This window comes from Pseudomonas sp. v388, assembly GCF_003935425.1.
Classification (GTDB): domain Bacteria; phylum Pseudomonadota; class Gammaproteobacteria; order Pseudomonadales; family Pseudomonadaceae; genus Aquipseudomonas.
This window is the reverse complement of sequence record NZ_RHQN01000001.1, coordinates 549,512-563,621: the sequence shown is the minus strand read 5'-3', so window position 1 is coordinate 563,621 and position 14,110 is coordinate 549,512. Positions and strand designations below refer to the sequence as shown.

General features: G+C 54.9%; 12 protein-coding genes. 4 read left to right on the top strand and 8 right to left on the bottom strand.

What is annotated here, in order from left to right; all coding sequences use genetic code 11:
* Positions 1 to 853 precede the first annotated feature (853 nt).
* Genes EGJ27_RS02460 through EGJ27_RS02450 form a run of 3 tightly spaced genes read left to right on the top strand, consistent with a single transcriptional unit; the run spans position 854 to position 4,762 of the window.
* A complete protein-coding gene (locus EGJ27_RS02460) occupies positions 854 to 1,573 on the top strand; it encodes a gluconate 2-dehydrogenase subunit 3 family protein (RefSeq protein WP_125829124.1) in 720 nt (239 codons plus the stop codon).
* 34 nt (positions 1,574 to 1,607) lie between these two features.
* A complete protein-coding gene (locus EGJ27_RS02455) occupies positions 1,608 to 3,377 on the top strand; it encodes a GMC family oxidoreductase (RefSeq protein ID WP_125829123.1) in 1,770 nt (589 codons plus the stop codon).
* 11 nt (positions 3,378 to 3,388) lie between these two features.
* Positions 3,389 to 4,762 (top strand): cytochrome c, encoded by a 1,374-nt coding sequence (locus EGJ27_RS02450; protein ID WP_125829122.1) that lies wholly within the window; start codon positions 3,389 to 3,391, stop codon positions 4,760 to 4,762.
* 127 nt (positions 4,763 to 4,889) lie between these two features.
* Here EGJ27_RS02450 and EGJ27_RS02445 read toward each other — a convergent pair whose 3' ends face one another.
* Positions 4,890 to 5,582 (bottom strand): response regulator transcription factor, encoded by a 693-nt coding sequence (locus EGJ27_RS02445; protein ID WP_125829121.1) that lies wholly within the window; start codon positions 5,580 to 5,582, stop codon positions 4,890 to 4,892.
* A gap of 333 nt (positions 5,583 to 5,915) precedes the next feature.
* Between EGJ27_RS02445 and EGJ27_RS02440 the strand changes: the two genes are divergently transcribed.
* A complete protein-coding gene (locus EGJ27_RS02440) occupies positions 5,916 to 7,280 on the top strand; it encodes an aminotransferase (protein ID WP_125829120.1) in 1,365 nt (454 codons plus the stop codon).
* 340 nt (positions 7,281 to 7,620) lie between these two features.
* Here the strand turns inward: EGJ27_RS02440 and EGJ27_RS02435 are convergent, their stop codons facing one another.
* The 7 genes from EGJ27_RS02435 to EGJ27_RS02405 all read right to left on the bottom strand — a co-directional run bounded on the left by EGJ27_RS02435 (position 7,621) and on the right by EGJ27_RS02405 (position 13,865).
* Positions 7,621 to 8,385 (bottom strand): transporter substrate-binding domain-containing protein, encoded by a 765-nt coding sequence (locus EGJ27_RS02435; RefSeq protein ID WP_125829119.1) that lies wholly within the window; start codon positions 8,383 to 8,385, stop codon positions 7,621 to 7,623.
* 83 nt (positions 8,386 to 8,468) lie between these two features.
* On the bottom strand, positions 8,469 to 9,254 hold the full coding sequence (locus EGJ27_RS02430) for an amino acid ABC transporter ATP-binding protein (RefSeq protein WP_125829118.1): 786 nt from the start codon (positions 9,252 to 9,254) through the stop codon (positions 8,469 to 8,471).
* Between the two features lie 7 nt (positions 9,255 to 9,261).
* Positions 9,262 to 9,945, bottom strand: a complete 684-nt coding sequence (locus EGJ27_RS02425) for an ABC transporter permease (RefSeq protein WP_125829117.1) — start codon at positions 9,943 to 9,945, stop codon at positions 9,262 to 9,264.
* Positions 9,946 to 9,948: 3 nt separating this feature from the next.
* Positions 9,949 to 10,659, bottom strand: a complete 711-nt coding sequence (locus EGJ27_RS02420) for an ABC transporter permease (protein WP_125829116.1) — start codon at positions 10,657 to 10,659, stop codon at positions 9,949 to 9,951.
* 328 nt (positions 10,660 to 10,987) lie between these two features.
* Positions 10,988 to 11,794, bottom strand: a complete 807-nt coding sequence (locus EGJ27_RS02415) for a sugar phosphate isomerase/epimerase (protein WP_125829115.1) — start codon at positions 11,792 to 11,794, stop codon at positions 10,988 to 10,990.
* Positions 11,791 to 12,531 carry an SDR family NAD(P)-dependent oxidoreductase gene (locus EGJ27_RS02410; RefSeq protein WP_125829114.1) on the bottom strand — a complete coding sequence of 247 codons (741 nt, stop codon included), beginning with the start codon at positions 12,529 to 12,531 and terminating at the stop codon, positions 11,791 to 11,793. Before EGJ27_RS02410 ends, EGJ27_RS02415 begins: the two co-directional genes overlap by 4 nt.
* A complete protein-coding gene (locus tag EGJ27_RS02405) occupies positions 12,528 to 13,865 on the bottom strand; it encodes an MFS transporter (RefSeq protein ID WP_125829113.1) in 1,338 nt (445 codons plus the stop codon). Before EGJ27_RS02405 ends, EGJ27_RS02410 begins: the two co-directional genes overlap by 4 nt.
* Between the last annotated feature and the right edge of the window lie 245 nt (positions 13,866 to 14,110).

Below are 14,110 nucleotides of genomic sequence, written 5' to 3'. Positions count from 1 at the left end.
TTTCGCGTTCGAAGGTTAATCCCTCTCAGTTTTTTTCAGAGCGGCGTCCTGCGTGCCGCCTCGGTGCTGCGAAGTGAGGTGGCAAGGGAGAACTCATTTCAGAAGAGGCTTCAGAGCCTCGGCCATCATTAGCGTCACTCCAGCAAAGAAAATCGCAAAACCAAGCCAGTTTCTCAGACGCATTTTGCTGTTCTTCATTTCTTCTAGTTCTCATCAATCACACGGGTGAATCGGCCGTGCCAATTCACGGCTTTCAACTATCTGCGTTTAGAAGCAACCTACCCCAGTTCTCCTCATGTACTTCCATCCGCTTCCACCGGCCGGAGTACACCGCCAGGGTCACTCGTATAACAAGCGTCCAGTCAATGGCCACGCGGAACGCGATGTAATAGTGACTCGTACGTCCCTCATTGCCTTGAACGGGCGGCGAATTGTGGTCGAAGCCAGGAGATGCCTGCATGTGAGGATGATAACTGCAAATCTGTACTCGCGGTTACATTCTCTGTTGCATCTGGTAACATGTCCTACAACCCGTGATGACCAAGTGATTCAGTCCTACCACTTGATGCCGGCCCGGTCACAGTCCGGGGCCTAGCTCGCACACACCACAATCAGAGCAGACGAATATCTGCCGCCTCCCATCTCTTTACCGGTGTCGAAATCAGTTCGCTTGGCGTACTCAGCGCGAGCAATTTCGCAGTGGCGAAGCCATGCCTCTCGGTTTGTAGCCTGATCCTGATTTGGGATGCGCAATCTACAGCCTGGTGTAGGGAGTTTCGGTTTGCACAGCATCAGACGTGGAGACTTGCTCTTGGGCGGGACGTTCTTCTGAGCATCCATAGGTAGCCCGTACATGCTTCTAACCAGACCTACATCTCGTCGAAAATTTCTACTGTCGTCACTGATTGCACTACCTGCGATGGGCGTGACGGTTAAAGGGCTCACGGCTGCTGCCGCAGCCGAGATGGCCGCCCCAAGCATCGAAACCTATAAGCCGGCATTTTTCTCTCCGGGCGAGTGGGCATTCATCATGGCCGCGTGTGATCAGTTGATCCCCGTTGGCGGCAAAACGCCGGGAGCGCTGGAAACCAATGTACCCATTTTTATGGATCAGCAATTGGCAGGCGATCTGGGTAGCGAGATCTATCTCGACGGCCCATTCGATCTCAACGCTCCCAAGACGCTTGGGTATCAGATCCCCTACATACCTCAGCAGATCTATCGCAAAGGGATCGGCGCGGTTGATGCATGGTGCCAACAAAATCACAAAGCGAATTTCGCTGCTCTGAGCGTTGAGGAGCGTGTCCATGTCCTCAAGAAAATCCAGGCAGGCGAGGTGAACTTCAAAGATTTTGGCGAAGACATCCTCCCATCCAAATTGTTCTTTTCAGAAATGCTCACCCTTACCCAGCAGGGCTATCTGTCCGACCCGATTTACGGCGGCAACAAGGGCATGAAGGCGTGGATCGCTATCGGGTTCCCAGGTGCTCGCGCCAGCTATCTGGAATGGGTTGCGCAGCACAACGTGCCATACCCCCTTGGGCCTGTAAGTCTTAACGGCGACCGCGGCTAACCCTAATTTTGTCCTGATGAATTCAAGGTTTTGTATGCCAACTATTACCAATGACGAAGTTGACGTTGTAGTCGTCGGCCTGGGTTGGGCCGGCTCCCTGATGAGCATTGAACTGGCTAAAGCCGGTCTGAAAGTGCGAGCACTGGAGCGAGGGGAGGATCGTGTCAACGCTGACTTCGCCTATCCGAAGCCTGCTGATCAATACGCCTATGGCGTGCGCAACAAAATCATGGTTACTCCCAAAGCCGGTGCATTGACTGTACGTCACGATCTGAAAAGCACGGCCCTGCCTACCCGAAAATGGGGCGCATTTGTGCCTGGCACTGGGGTAGGCGGATCGGGTCTGCACTGGACAGGTGTGTTGATCCGTCCGACGCCGACAGATATCAAACTCAAGACATACGCTGACCAGGCGTACGCGCCCGGCATTCTCGGCGAGGGTATGCAGATCCAGGACTTTCCGTTCACCTGGGAAGAAATCGAACCTTACCTGGACAAGTTCGACAAAATCTGCGGTCTTTCGGGCAACACTGGCAACCTGAACGGACAGATTCTTGTAGGAGGCGACCCCTTCGAGGGCCCTCGATCAAATCCGTACCCGCTCCCCGCGCTCGAGGACACTCTGAACAACTCCATGTTCTCAGATGCAGCGCGCAAGCTCGGGTATCACCCGTTCCCCAACCCATCAGCCAACGTATCACGGGCCTGGACAAATCCTTACGGGAACCAGCTAGCCCCGTGCAACTACTGCGGCTACTGCAGCAAATACCCGTGCCTGAATTACTCCAAAGCGTCACCTCAGACAAGCGTGCTGGATGCGCTCAAGCGCATGGACAACTTCTCATATCGTACTCAGGCGAACGTCCTTCGGGTTGATCTGCATGCAGATGGGAAGACGGCGAAGGGCGTGACCTACGCTGACGCGTCTGGCAACGAAGTGTTCCAACCCGCAAAGATCGTCGTGCTTGCAGGCTTTCAGTTCGTCAACGTGCGCTTGATGCTGCTTTCAGGTATTGGCAAGCCATATGACCCGGTGAGCGGTACCGGTACGGTGGGGCGCAACTACGCATTTTTGAGCAATGGCGGCGCAACACTGTTCTTCAAGGACAAGCACTTCAACCCGTTCGCCACGGCCGGTGCGACCGGGCAGATGTTCAACGACGTTTCTCCAGGCAATTTCGATGGCCCATCCTTAGGATTTATCGGGGGCGCCAAGATTCACAGCTCCCAGGCCACTGGTGCACCTATCGGGACTTCGTTGCCAAGTGGCACGCCTGAGTGGGGAGCAGGGTGGAAGGAAGGCCTTGCAGACTGGTATGGCCGCTCGATGAAGATCAGCATCTCTACTGGCTGCATGTCATACCGCGATCACTATGTAGATCTCGACCCGACCTATAAGGATCCATGGGGTCAGCCTCTTTTGCGGATCACTTTTGACTGGAAACAGAATGAGCTGAAGCTTCAGCAGCACTTGCGCAAGATTGTCTTGAACATTACCAGGGAGCTTGGGCCGGATAGCTTCTCTGAGAGCTTCCTGGGAATGGATTCGCACTGGGATATCACAAAGTACGTCTCCACCCACAACGTCGGCGGAGCCATCATGGGGGATTCCCCCCAGACCAGCGCTCTTAACCGTTATCTGCAGAGCTGGGACGTGCATAACGTATTCGTGCCCGGCGGTAACGCTTTCCCGCAAAATTTCCAGGCCAATCCGACATCGATGATCGGAGCGCTGACCTTGTTCTCGGCTCAAGCGATCAAGGATCAATACCTGAAAAACCCTGGCCCACTGGTGCAAGCGTGAGGAGCGCGACGATGAAATTGAATACTCGCTCTTTGCTGCTTGTACTGGTGGCACTTGGTTTCGTCGCCGCAATCGCGGCCTGGTTGTTTGCGTCAGTGCTCAACCGATCCGGAGATCCAGCGGAGCCACTGTCAGTCGAGATTACGCCCTCGCTCATCGCCAAAGGTGAGTATCTGGCCAAGGCGGGAGACTGCGTGGCGTGTCATACGGCGCACGACGAAGGAAAGCCATTTGCTGGTGGGTTTGGCATCAAATCGCCAATTGGTACGATCTACTCCACCAACATCACTCCCGACAAAGAAACCGGGATCGGAAACTGGACGTACGGAGCTTTCGAGCGAGCGGTGCGCCGTGGTGTCGGTCACGATGGAAGTGCACTCTATCCTGCTATGCCGTTCCCATCGTATGCAAGTACTACCGTCGAGGATACACAGGCGCTCTACGCGTATTTCATGAACGGTGTAACGCCCGTCAAGCAGGCGAACAAAACTAACGACATACCTTGGCCGCTGTCGCTTCGCTGGCCGCTCGCTTATTGGCGTACGTTCTTTTCACCCTCTCCTGAAGCAGCCGCCTCTTCGCTGAAAATGGCTGCTGTCGGGGCTGGCGATATCGCTCGGGGCGCTTATCTGGTAGAGGGCTTGGGACATTGTGGCTCCTGCCATACACCAAGGGCGCTAACCATGCAGGAAAAAGGTCTGGATGCTTCGTCCAAGACCTATCTGACCGGGTCAGAGCTCAATGGATGGGCGGTACCGGCATTGCGCGGCGTGCAGCACTGGACACAGGAAGAGCTGGTCGACTACTTAGGAATGGGTCGCAACGCTCAGGCTTCCGTTGCAGGAGAAATGACGGATGTCGTGGCCAACAGTACGTCGCACATGACCGACGCTGACCTAAATGCCATTGCGGCATACCTCAAGTCTCTAGCTGGCAGCCCGCAACCCTATCAGTACCTAGCACAGCGCACCGACGCGACTATCAAGAAGCTCACCGCTGCCAAAGATTTGAATTTGGGAGAGCGACTCTATCTGGACAACTGTGGCGCGTGTCACTTTGTGGCGGGCAATGGTGCGCCCAAGGTGTTCCCGAAGCTTGACGGTGCTTCTGTGGTCAACGCAGAAAATCCGACTGCGCTCATTCAAGTCATCTTGGCAGGCACCAAGACGCCTTCCACAGAAAGAGCTCCATCAGTCCTGCCTATGCCTGGATTTGCATGGCGATTGAATGATCATGAAGCCGCCGAGCTTGCTACATTCATCAGGAAAGCCTGGTCTAACCAGGCGAGCGAGGTTTCTCAGCAGCAAGTCGAAGCTGTGCGTCAGAGCCTGGATGCGCATACGAGCGTCGGGACTTCAGCGGGGCCGTTGAAAGCACCCCACTAGAAACAGACATACCATGCATCAGTGATAAACCGAGCCTGGCGTCTACTGACGCATCATAAGCCGCCTTAGGGCGGCTTTTTCGATTCGTGATCCCGGCCGTTCGGACTGGTTGTCCAGGCGCGGCTTGCTATGCGTTCAATAACGATACCGCTTTGCTGCGGCTCTGCACTTCGAGTTTCTGAAAGAGGTGTATCAGGTGGGTTTTTACGGTCGCTAACTCCACGTCCATCAATGATGCGATGGACTTATTCGACTCACCTAGAACGAGCAATTCGGCCACTGCGATCTCTTTGGGCGTCAGTTTGTATCTGTCTCTCAGGCGTTGCTCTCGGTCTCGCATTTTCACCGCCGGCAGCAGCGAAAAACCATACTGCAGGTAACCCTGCATTTCTTTGAGGGCAATGATACCCAAGGAGGTCGATGTGTCCTGAGTCTGCACAAGAGCAGCAGAGGCAACGGCTTTCCCTCCCGCCCAGAAAATGAAATCGATCTCCTCTATGACACCGTATTTGTGTAGGTGGGGCTGATACTGCTCAAGCAGCTCCTCGTCATGTTGTTCCGAGGCCTCGGAGAGTGTTTCGAATGTTTTGCCAAGGGCGGCCAACCGCTCGGCGCGCATCGGGTCACTGCGCTGATAATCGCAATAGTATTCTCGAATCTTGCGGCTATCCCCACCGAGTTGAATGGTCGGGGGAAATTCAGAATGGTCTTCCCACCAGGTGAACACCACTGCAGATGAGCCTGTGCTGTGCTTGAGGAACGAGACGGTTTTTCTTGCGTAGTCCTCACAGCTTATGCTCAGCCTGCGTGTATCAAACATCGGAACCTACCTCTGTATTGCCGTATTAAGGGCGCGGCTTCAGAAAATGCACCTCGCTAGTGCGATTGCCATCTGGCCGCGCCCAATGCGGAAGATTTCCGCACCAGCTTTTCTACAGCACGACCCATGCCAACCGAATACCTCAACCGAATGGTTGACGTGAGCGCCTGTAAGGGGCGGTAAGCTCCAGTCTCTCCCAAAAGAGGATCCTGCCTTCACGGGAATCATAATGCGTTTGGCCGATTTGATTCTGAGTCATCTTGAACCAGTGCGCATCGAGGGTGGAGGCGGCGGTCAGTTGTTCTGAAGTCCCTTACTCACGGCTGGATTCAAATGACACCATCACTGCAAGTGCAATCTCTGGAAGCTCTGGACAAGAAATACATCCTGCATTGTCAAACCGATCCGCTCAAACATGAGGATAAAGGCCCTCTGATCATTGAGCGTGGTGAGGGTGTGTTTGTCTATGACAACCACGGCAATCGTTATCTGGAAGCTATGTCCGGCCTATGGTCGGTGGGCCTTGGCTTTAGCGAAAAGCGCTTGGGTGACGTGGCGAAAGCACAGTTCGACAAATTGCCCTTCTACCATCAGTTCTTCCATCGCTCGACCGAACCGGCGATCCGGCTTGCTGCCAAACTCATCGAGATGGCTCCAGTACCAATGTCAAAGGTCTTCTTCGGCGCTTCCGGATCGGAATCCGTCGATTCAGTGATCAAACTCTTGTGGTTTTCAGCGAACGCCGCAGGTCAATCTGAAAAGAAGAAAATCCTCGCCCGACAGGGGGCGTATCATGGTGCGAACATCACTGCCACGAGCGTGACTGGGCTCGAGGCCATGCACTTGGGACAGGACAATGTTCTTCCCATTGTGCGGCTAACCTGTCCCAACTATCGGCGTGAAGCCCTGGAGGATGAGTCGGAAGAGGACTTCTCCACTCGTCTTGCCCGCGAACTTGATGATCGAATCCTTGAGGAGGGGGCTCATACCATTTCTTGCTTCATCGCGGAGCCTGTGATGGGCGCTGGTGGGGTCATTGTGCCGCCAGCGACTTACTGGGAAAAAATTCAAGCTGTGTTGCGCAGACACGACATCATCTTCGTCGTGGACGAGGTTATATGCGGGTTTGGGCGCACTGGCAATATGTTCGGTACGCAGACGTATAACCTGTCACCAGACGTCATGATTTATTCAAAACAACTGACTTCATCCTACATTCCCTTCAGCGCCATCGTCCTCAACGAGCGAGTGATGGCTGGCGTTTATGCAGGAGCGAAAGTCCACGGAGGGGTCTGGCACGGCTTCACGACCGCCGGGCACCCGGTAGCCTGCGCCATCGCGCTAGAGAACATTCGCATCATCGAAGAAGAAGGACTGCCGCAAAACGCGTCCGTCATGGGCGCCAAACTTCGCGCGGGGTTGGAAGCTCTGGGTCATCCGCTGATCAGTGAAATTCGAGGAGTGGGTTTGATGACGGCGGTGGAGTTGGATGCGCGGCACATCAGCTCGACTTCAATCCTCAACAAGGAGCTGGCTGCTCTCGCCATAGACCGGCTGCTGGCAAATGGTGTGGTCAGCCGGCCCTCCAACGGTGCGATCCTGTTTGCGCCGCCTATGATCATCACCGCAGAACAGATTGACATGATCGTCACCGCCGTCTCCATTTCGTTGGATCAAGTCGTGATGCAGATCGACTGAGGTGATGATGAGAAACGTGCAGCTTTTGGAGGTTGCACGTGTTTCCCCTTCTGTCTGAAGCGTAGTTGGCCACAGAACCGGGACAACACCCGGTTGGATGTTTCTTCATGGGAGCGTCTGCGGTCTTGCGCGGCCATTGTGCTATTCAATTTTCTCCCAACGACCTCCACCCTGAACGCGCAACGCAGCGCCATGGCAAGCTTTGCGTGTCACTCGGCCGCGGTGTTTCGACCAGTCGGTCAGACAGGAGAGGAAGAACGCGAAGGACGCACGATTCCGGCTGGGGTACTGAGATGGTCAGCTCCGCAGATGTAAACGCGAAACTGACCAGAATCGCTGATCAGTAGAGGGGGAAGGGAAAGTATTTGGCATTGATTTTCTGGAAGGTGCCGTCTGCGAGAATTTCATTTAGTGCTTGATTGAATGCTGCCTTGAGCTCCGGATCATCCTGACGCAGCCCAATGCCCTTGCCATCACCGAAGAAGGCGGCGTCTTTTATGCCCTCACCCGCGAGCATGCAACACTCGCCGTCTTTGCTTTTGATCCACGTGTAGACACTGGCTGAATCGTTCAGAATCGCGTCAATCCTTCCGTTGGCCAAATCCATGGCAGCGTCGTCAACAGTTTTGTACTGCTTCATCTCTGACTTAGGATATTTGGCTTCGATATAATTGGCCTGAACCGAAGACACTTGCACGCCGATCGCTTTACCCTCAAGGCCTCCTGGCGAGACGTCGTGTACACCACCATCCTTCATCACAACGAATTGCGAGCTGGTGGAGTAATATCTGTCGCTGAAGGCGATTTTCTTCTTACGCTCTTCTGTCATGTTCATCGAGGCGACAATCGCATCGAATTTGCCAGTCACCAGGCCTGGAATCATGCCGTCCCAGTCTTGGGCCTGGACTGTGCAGTGTACTTTCATCTTCTCGCATAGCGCTTCAGCAATGTCGACATCAAAGCCTTTAAGCTTGCCGCTTTCCATAAAGCTGAAGGGTGGGTAGGTGCCTTCTGTCGCGATGCGAACAGTCTTCTCTCCCTGGGCATGAGCAAACGAGGCACAGAAGGTAACGGGAATAATCAAAGCCTTGAGCATTGTCTTCATAGGAAGCCTTTTCATCAGGTGGTGGAACTTTGCACTTGCGTATCGGTGTGTGAGATACACCGCCGTTGCGGTACTGGGGCGACTCAGTGCGCAATGATTTGCGAGAGAAATTTCTGAGCCCGCCCACTTTGAGGATTGAGAAAGAATTCATCCGGAGTTGCTTGCTCGACGATCTGCCCTCTATCCATGAAGATCACACGATCGGCCGCCTGCCGTGCAAACCCCATCTCGTGCGTGACGCAAAGCATCGTTATCCCATCGTTGGCCAGGCCTAGAACCACATCCAGAACCTCTTTCACCATTTCAGGGTCAAGGGCGGATGTGGGCTCATCAAGGAGTAAGATCCGCGGGTTCATACACATGGCGCGTGCAATCGCAACGCGCTGTTGCTGGCCGCCGGATAACTGGCTGGGATAATGATTTGACTTATCCTTCAATCCGACCCGATTGAGGAGCTCGACTGCTTGCTCCCTAGCTTCGCTTTTGCTCTTCTTGAGTACCCGCATGGGCGCAAGCATGCAGTTTTCAACAGCGCTTAAGTGTGGAAACAGGTGAAAGCCCTGGAACACCATGCCTGTTTCCTTGCGGACTATGTCGACCCCGTCAGGCGTCGCCATAGAGTTGCCATTGACCACCAGATCACCGCTTTGAAACTCCTCAAGGCCATTGATGCAACGGATGAGTGTTGACTTCCCGCTTCCGGAGGGCCCGCAGATAACGATGCGCTCGCCTTGGTGAACATCAAGGGTGACTCCATTCAAGACCGCGAAGTCCGAGTACCACTTTTTCAAGTTATTGACCCTGACGACTACCTCACTCGACGCTTTACTCTTGGCCCGTACCGGAACCACATTTTCAATCTTGGACATAGTTATCTCAACGAATCACGTGTTTAGTCAGCCGGTTGTTGAACCAAGCGCAGATGCGGCGGATTAGCTCCACCAGTGAGAGGTAGAGCAGGGCTGCCCAGAGGTAGACTTGGAAATCAAAGGAGCGGGCAAATGCCTGGTTCGTGATCCCCATGAGTTCAGGCACGGTGATGGTGCTGGCGATTGCCGAGGACTTCAGCATGAGGATCAACTCATTGCTCAGAGGCCTTAAGGCGACCATCAATGCTTGGGGTGCAATGACTTCCTTCAGTCCCGTAGGTTTGCTCAAACCCAGGGCATGGATTGCCTCCCATTGGCCTTTGCTGACTGACAGCACGGCGCCTCGCCAGATTTCAGCCTGGTAAGCGGCGGTGTTGAGCGTGAACGTCATCACCGTGCACCAGAATGCATCTCTGAAGAACCACCATATTCCTAGCGACTGCAACTCAGGGCGGATCTGGCCTGCGCCGTAATAGACCAGGAAAACCTGCGCAATCAGTGGGGTGCCTCGAAACAGGTACGTGTAGGCGGATGCTGTGCGGCTAATCCAGCGCTTACTACTCATGCGTGCCGCGGCCAGTGGCAAGGAAATGAGTGCACCAAGGGCGATGGAAATCAGTACGATCTTGAGCGTAGTGCCCAAGCCGTCGAGCATGCGCGGGCCATATGTGTGTAAGAGTTCCCAGTTCATGATTCAGGCTCTCCCATAATATCGATTGGCACGTTTCTCCATCCTCGACAGCAATTGCCCGGACATAAGTGAGAGCAGCAGGTAAATCCCGCAGGTAAACGCGTAGAAGAAAAAAGGCTGTTTGGTACTCGCGACTGCCATGTAGGTTTCACGCATCAGGTCGGAAAGAGAGATCACGGACAACAGCGATGTCTCTTTGAGCAACACAAGCCACAGATTGCCAAGTCCAGGCAACGCGATTCGCCACAACTGCGGAGCAATGACGAACCTGAATCGATCAATGCCAGAGAGCCCGAGAGCATGTGCTGCCTCGCTTTGCCCCTTGGCGACTGCTTGAATGGCCGTCAGGAACACCTCACTAGAGAACGCGCCAAACACCAACCCAAGCGCAACCATGCCGGCAAAGAAACCATCTACCTCAAAGCTTTTCGAGCCCAGGAGCGTGGCCGCCTCTCGCACAAGCAGTTGCCCGCCGTAATAGATGATGAAAATGGTGAGCAGCTCTGGCAGGCCTCGAAAGATCGTGACAAAGACTGTGCACAAACGGTTGAGGAGCACATGTTTGCAGTTCATCCCCAGCGCCAGCAAAAGTCCAAGGACAAGGCCGCCGGGGAGGGTTGCAATGGCAAGCCTTATGGTCAGCCAGGTACCTTTCAGAAGTGGTATGCCCCATCCATGGGGCTCGAAGGACAACAACGCAAAAAATTCACTCATAGGATCGTTCCGCTCGTCTAACCGTAATCTGTGGGGTGCCGAGCTGTCCTGAGATGCACTCACCCTAGTCGGTCGGCGCATTGCTCAAGGCGATCGCACTCCACTGGCAGGAATGAAAGCCAATGCCAATTCTTGTTGTCGTGAAAATCATCAATGCAAGCTTTCTAGCCGGAGAGACATCCCTTTTCTTGGGCTCGACTCTCGGAAGAAGCATAAGAGAAAATTGATCGTGCTCCATCCACCAAACGGTTGAGCACAGCGTGCAGTGGGGGCGCGGTAGATACCGCGCAGGAAGCCAACATGCACGCGGGGGAACGACGCCCGCTGCTCAGCCGGGATAGAGATGCGCCGAGAGTGCGGATTGCAGTACGCTTGCTGCGCCTCGGCTCAAGCGCTCGCCATTCGATAAGCCCTTTACTGGAGTTTCGACACTGTAGCGTACGTCCCGCGGCAGCTTTAAAATGAGGTCAGCAAGTGGCAGGGCACCATCGCCAGGAAGCAGCCGACCCTCTCTAGCCTCCTGGATGATGAGGTCGGCTGCCGGCGCGGTGAGCGGTGCGTCACAGAGCTGAACATCGGCCAACCAGGCGGGGTTAAGCCCTCCAAGATCATCAGAGGTATTGCCAGCACGGAATAAGTGCAATGTGTCCACCAAAATTCCGGCATTCGATTTAGCCGTAGCTTCAATAAGTGCCGCTGCGTGCTGGAGATTCGCTACCTGGCGCCAACGCATGAACTCGATATTGATACGTACCCCGTAAGGCGTAGCGAGTTCACAAAGGGCACTGAAATTGGATGCCAGTCGTGTGAAATCAGGATCATCACCAGATACCGTAAGTGAGCTCGCGCCAAGCTCAGCTCCCGATTCCAAGAGCCACTCGAACGAGGCAATGTCGACGTCCGGCGCTAGCTCGACAAACTCGATGTCATTGACTCCAACACCCTCATTATTGAGCACCGTGAGCAATTCTGTCATCCCCGAGGTGCCGGAGCGCAAGGGATAAGCGATTCCGCCCTTCATGGCAGGGTGTAGTCGCAACCCTACGTGCGTAAAGCCAGCTCGACCAGCCTCCCTGGCCAGCGTTTTGGGCTGCAAATCGAGTGCGGTGAGATGAGCGACGCTTAAGCGTTTCAATACGTTGCCCTCCCGCCACTCAGGTCAAATACGAAGCCTGTTGTGAAGCTGCACTCAGGCCCGGCGATCCAATTCACCATGTTGGCAATCTCCTCGATTTGCAGGAATCGGCCCATCGGAATCTTTGCCTTGCTGGCAGCGATGTGCTCAGGCGTCATTTCGTCCATCAACGCTGTTTCAGCCATGGCAGGGGCGATACAGTTCAGGATCACACCGTCCTGTGCGAGCTCTTTGGCCGCGGCCTTGGTGAACGCGATCACACCCGCTTTGGCAGCCGAGTAAGCCGAGATGTACTGGACACCATCTTTGCCAGCCATTGACGCGACGTTCACGATTCGGCCATAGCCATTCTGTCGCATGTGCGGAATTGCTGTCCTGCAGCAATAGAACACTCCGTTCAAATCAACTGCGATTACCTGATCCCATGCTTCCACGGGGTATTCCCAGGAGGGCACTACGGGGCCGTTGATGCCAGCGTTGTTGACCAGAATGTCGACTCGACCAAATATCTCAACGGCATGAGCAAATGCCTGTTCTACAGAAGGGAGTGAAGCCACGTCCACGGCTTGTCGATGAGCTGGTTCAAACCCGGCTGCGCTGGCATCCCACTTGTCGACGTTCAGATCCCAGATGATTACTTGAGCACCTGACGCATGGAGGCGCTTGGCGATGCCAAGGCCGATCCCTCGCATGCCTCCAGTCACAATGGCTGTTTGGCCTTCGAGATACAGTGTCATTTAGAAACTCCTTGCTCAGGCTGCTCTATGGCAGGCAAGCGGGTAAGGTCACGAACGATGAATAGGTAGCAGAGGGCGCCAAAGACGGTAATCGAAGAAACAAACGCCAGAGCCCACACAAAAGATCCGGTGGTCGAAACGATCACGCCAATCGTGAGAGGAGTGACGATGCCAGCGGCGTTAGCGAAGAGATTGAAAACGCCCCCGGATAGGCCGAGCATCCCTTTGGGTGCGATGTCGGACACAATCATCCATGCCAGCGCAGACATGCCTTGAGCAAAGTAGGCGACGCAGAGAATGCCGATGACCAATGCATCAGATTCAACGTAGTTGGCGAGTACGATCACAGAGGCCGTCAGCAGACCTGCGATCACTGGCAACTTGCGGGCTACGTTGAGCGAGTATCCGCGGCGAAGGAGGGCATCGGACACCCAGCCGCCGACTAGGGTGCCCAGGGATGCTGCGATAAAGGGGAGAACGGCAATCCAGCCCACCTTTAGCCATGGCATATGCCGCTCTGTCACCAGGTAGGTCGGGAACCAGGTCAGAAAGAAGACGTTTGTGGAGTTGCAGGCAAATTGTCCGAGGCAAATGCCCAGCATGTTGCGGTGTTTCAGCAGAGCTGGGATTTGGCGCCATTCGAAGCGTGTAGCTTTCTGCCCACCGTCCACAATCCCGCCGCCTTCGCGGATGTAGTCGAGCTCTGCTGCATTCGCGGTTTTTGATTCGTGCGGCTCGTGGTATTTACGCCACCAGATCAGGCCGTACACAACACCCACGGCGCCGACGCTCAGGAGCAGCACTCGCCATCCATAGGCATGGAGAACCCAAAACAGCGCCGGGGACAAAAAAGCCAGACCGATGTATTCAGCGAAAGTGTAAATACCAGTTGCGCGCGCTCGCTCGCTTTGAGGGAACCATGTGGCCACAACTCGGCTGTTGGTCGGGAAACAAGGTGCCTCTGATGCGCCCACGAGCATCCGTAAGCCGAGCAGGGAAGCGAACCCTTGGGCGAGCCCTTGAAGTGCAGTGAAGAGCGACCACAGGGTCAGAGCCAGCCAGTAGGTGAGCTTCGTACCCAAGCGGTCGATGAGGATGCCACCCGGAATCTGAGCGGCTGCGTACGTCCAGGAGAATGCTGAAAATACCAGGCCCATCATTACCGCGGAGAGGCCTAGATCCTGACTGATCGCCGGCGCCGCAATACCCATGACCGTCCGATCAAGGTAATTGATCATCGTGCCGCCGGAGATGAGTGCCAGGATCATGAAGCGAGTGCGGGTACGCCGCGCATGGGTAGCCGGCGTGTCCATTACAGGAGTATCAAATGCCATTTTGGGTGCCTCTTATCATTGTTATTTAGTGGCGCGCAGGCTTGGCGAGTTGAAGCTAGACAGACCCACGGGATCGCATCCCTTGAGCCTCAGCCTCGTCCTGAGAACAAACAACCGTAAAGCCTGAGCCAAAGAGCCACATAACGAACCGGTAGGCATCGGTAGGCGGGTGCTTGACGTTTCGTTGTCGCCAAGGCCCACTGTTAGTGTGGCTCGTAATTACATTACGACGATCCTGAAGGCGA

Bases quoted from the DNA above. Each gene is read 5' to 3' on its own strand.
- EGJ27_RS02460 (WP_125829124.1), top strand. From the start codon at position 854: ATGCTTCTAACCAGACCTACATCTCGTCGAAAATTTCTACTGTCGTCA.
- EGJ27_RS02455 (WP_125829123.1), top strand. From the start codon at position 1,608: ATGCCAACTATTACCAATGACGAAGTTGACGTTGTAGTCGTCGGCCTG.
- EGJ27_RS02450 (WP_125829122.1), top strand. From the start codon at position 3,389: ATGAAATTGAATACTCGCTCTTTGCTGCTTGTACTGGTGGCACTTGGT.
- EGJ27_RS02445 (WP_125829121.1), bottom strand. From the start codon at position 5,582: ATGTTTGATACACGCAGGCTGAGCATAAGCTGTGAGGACTACGCAAGA.
- EGJ27_RS02440 (WP_125829120.1), top strand. From the start codon at position 5,916: ATGACACCATCACTGCAAGTGCAATCTCTGGAAGCTCTGGACAAGAAA.
- EGJ27_RS02435 (WP_125829119.1), bottom strand. From the start codon at position 8,385: ATGAAGACAATGCTCAAGGCTTTGATTATTCCCGTTACCTTCTGTGCC.
- EGJ27_RS02430 (WP_125829118.1), bottom strand. From the start codon at position 9,254: ATGTCCAAGATTGAAAATGTGGTTCCGGTACGGGCCAAGAGTAAAGCG.
- EGJ27_RS02425 (WP_125829117.1), bottom strand. From the start codon at position 9,945: ATGAACTGGGAACTCTTACACACATATGGCCCGCGCATGCTCGACGGC.
- EGJ27_RS02420 (WP_125829116.1), bottom strand. From the start codon at position 10,659: ATGAGTGAATTTTTTGCGTTGTTGTCCTTCGAGCCCCATGGATGGGGC.
- EGJ27_RS02410 (WP_125829114.1), bottom strand. From the start codon at position 12,531: ATGACACTGTATCTCGAAGGCCAAACAGCCATTGTGACTGGAGGCATG.
- EGJ27_RS02405 (WP_125829113.1), bottom strand. From the start codon at position 13,865: ATGGCATTTGATACTCCTGTAATGGACACGCCGGCTACCCATGCGCGG.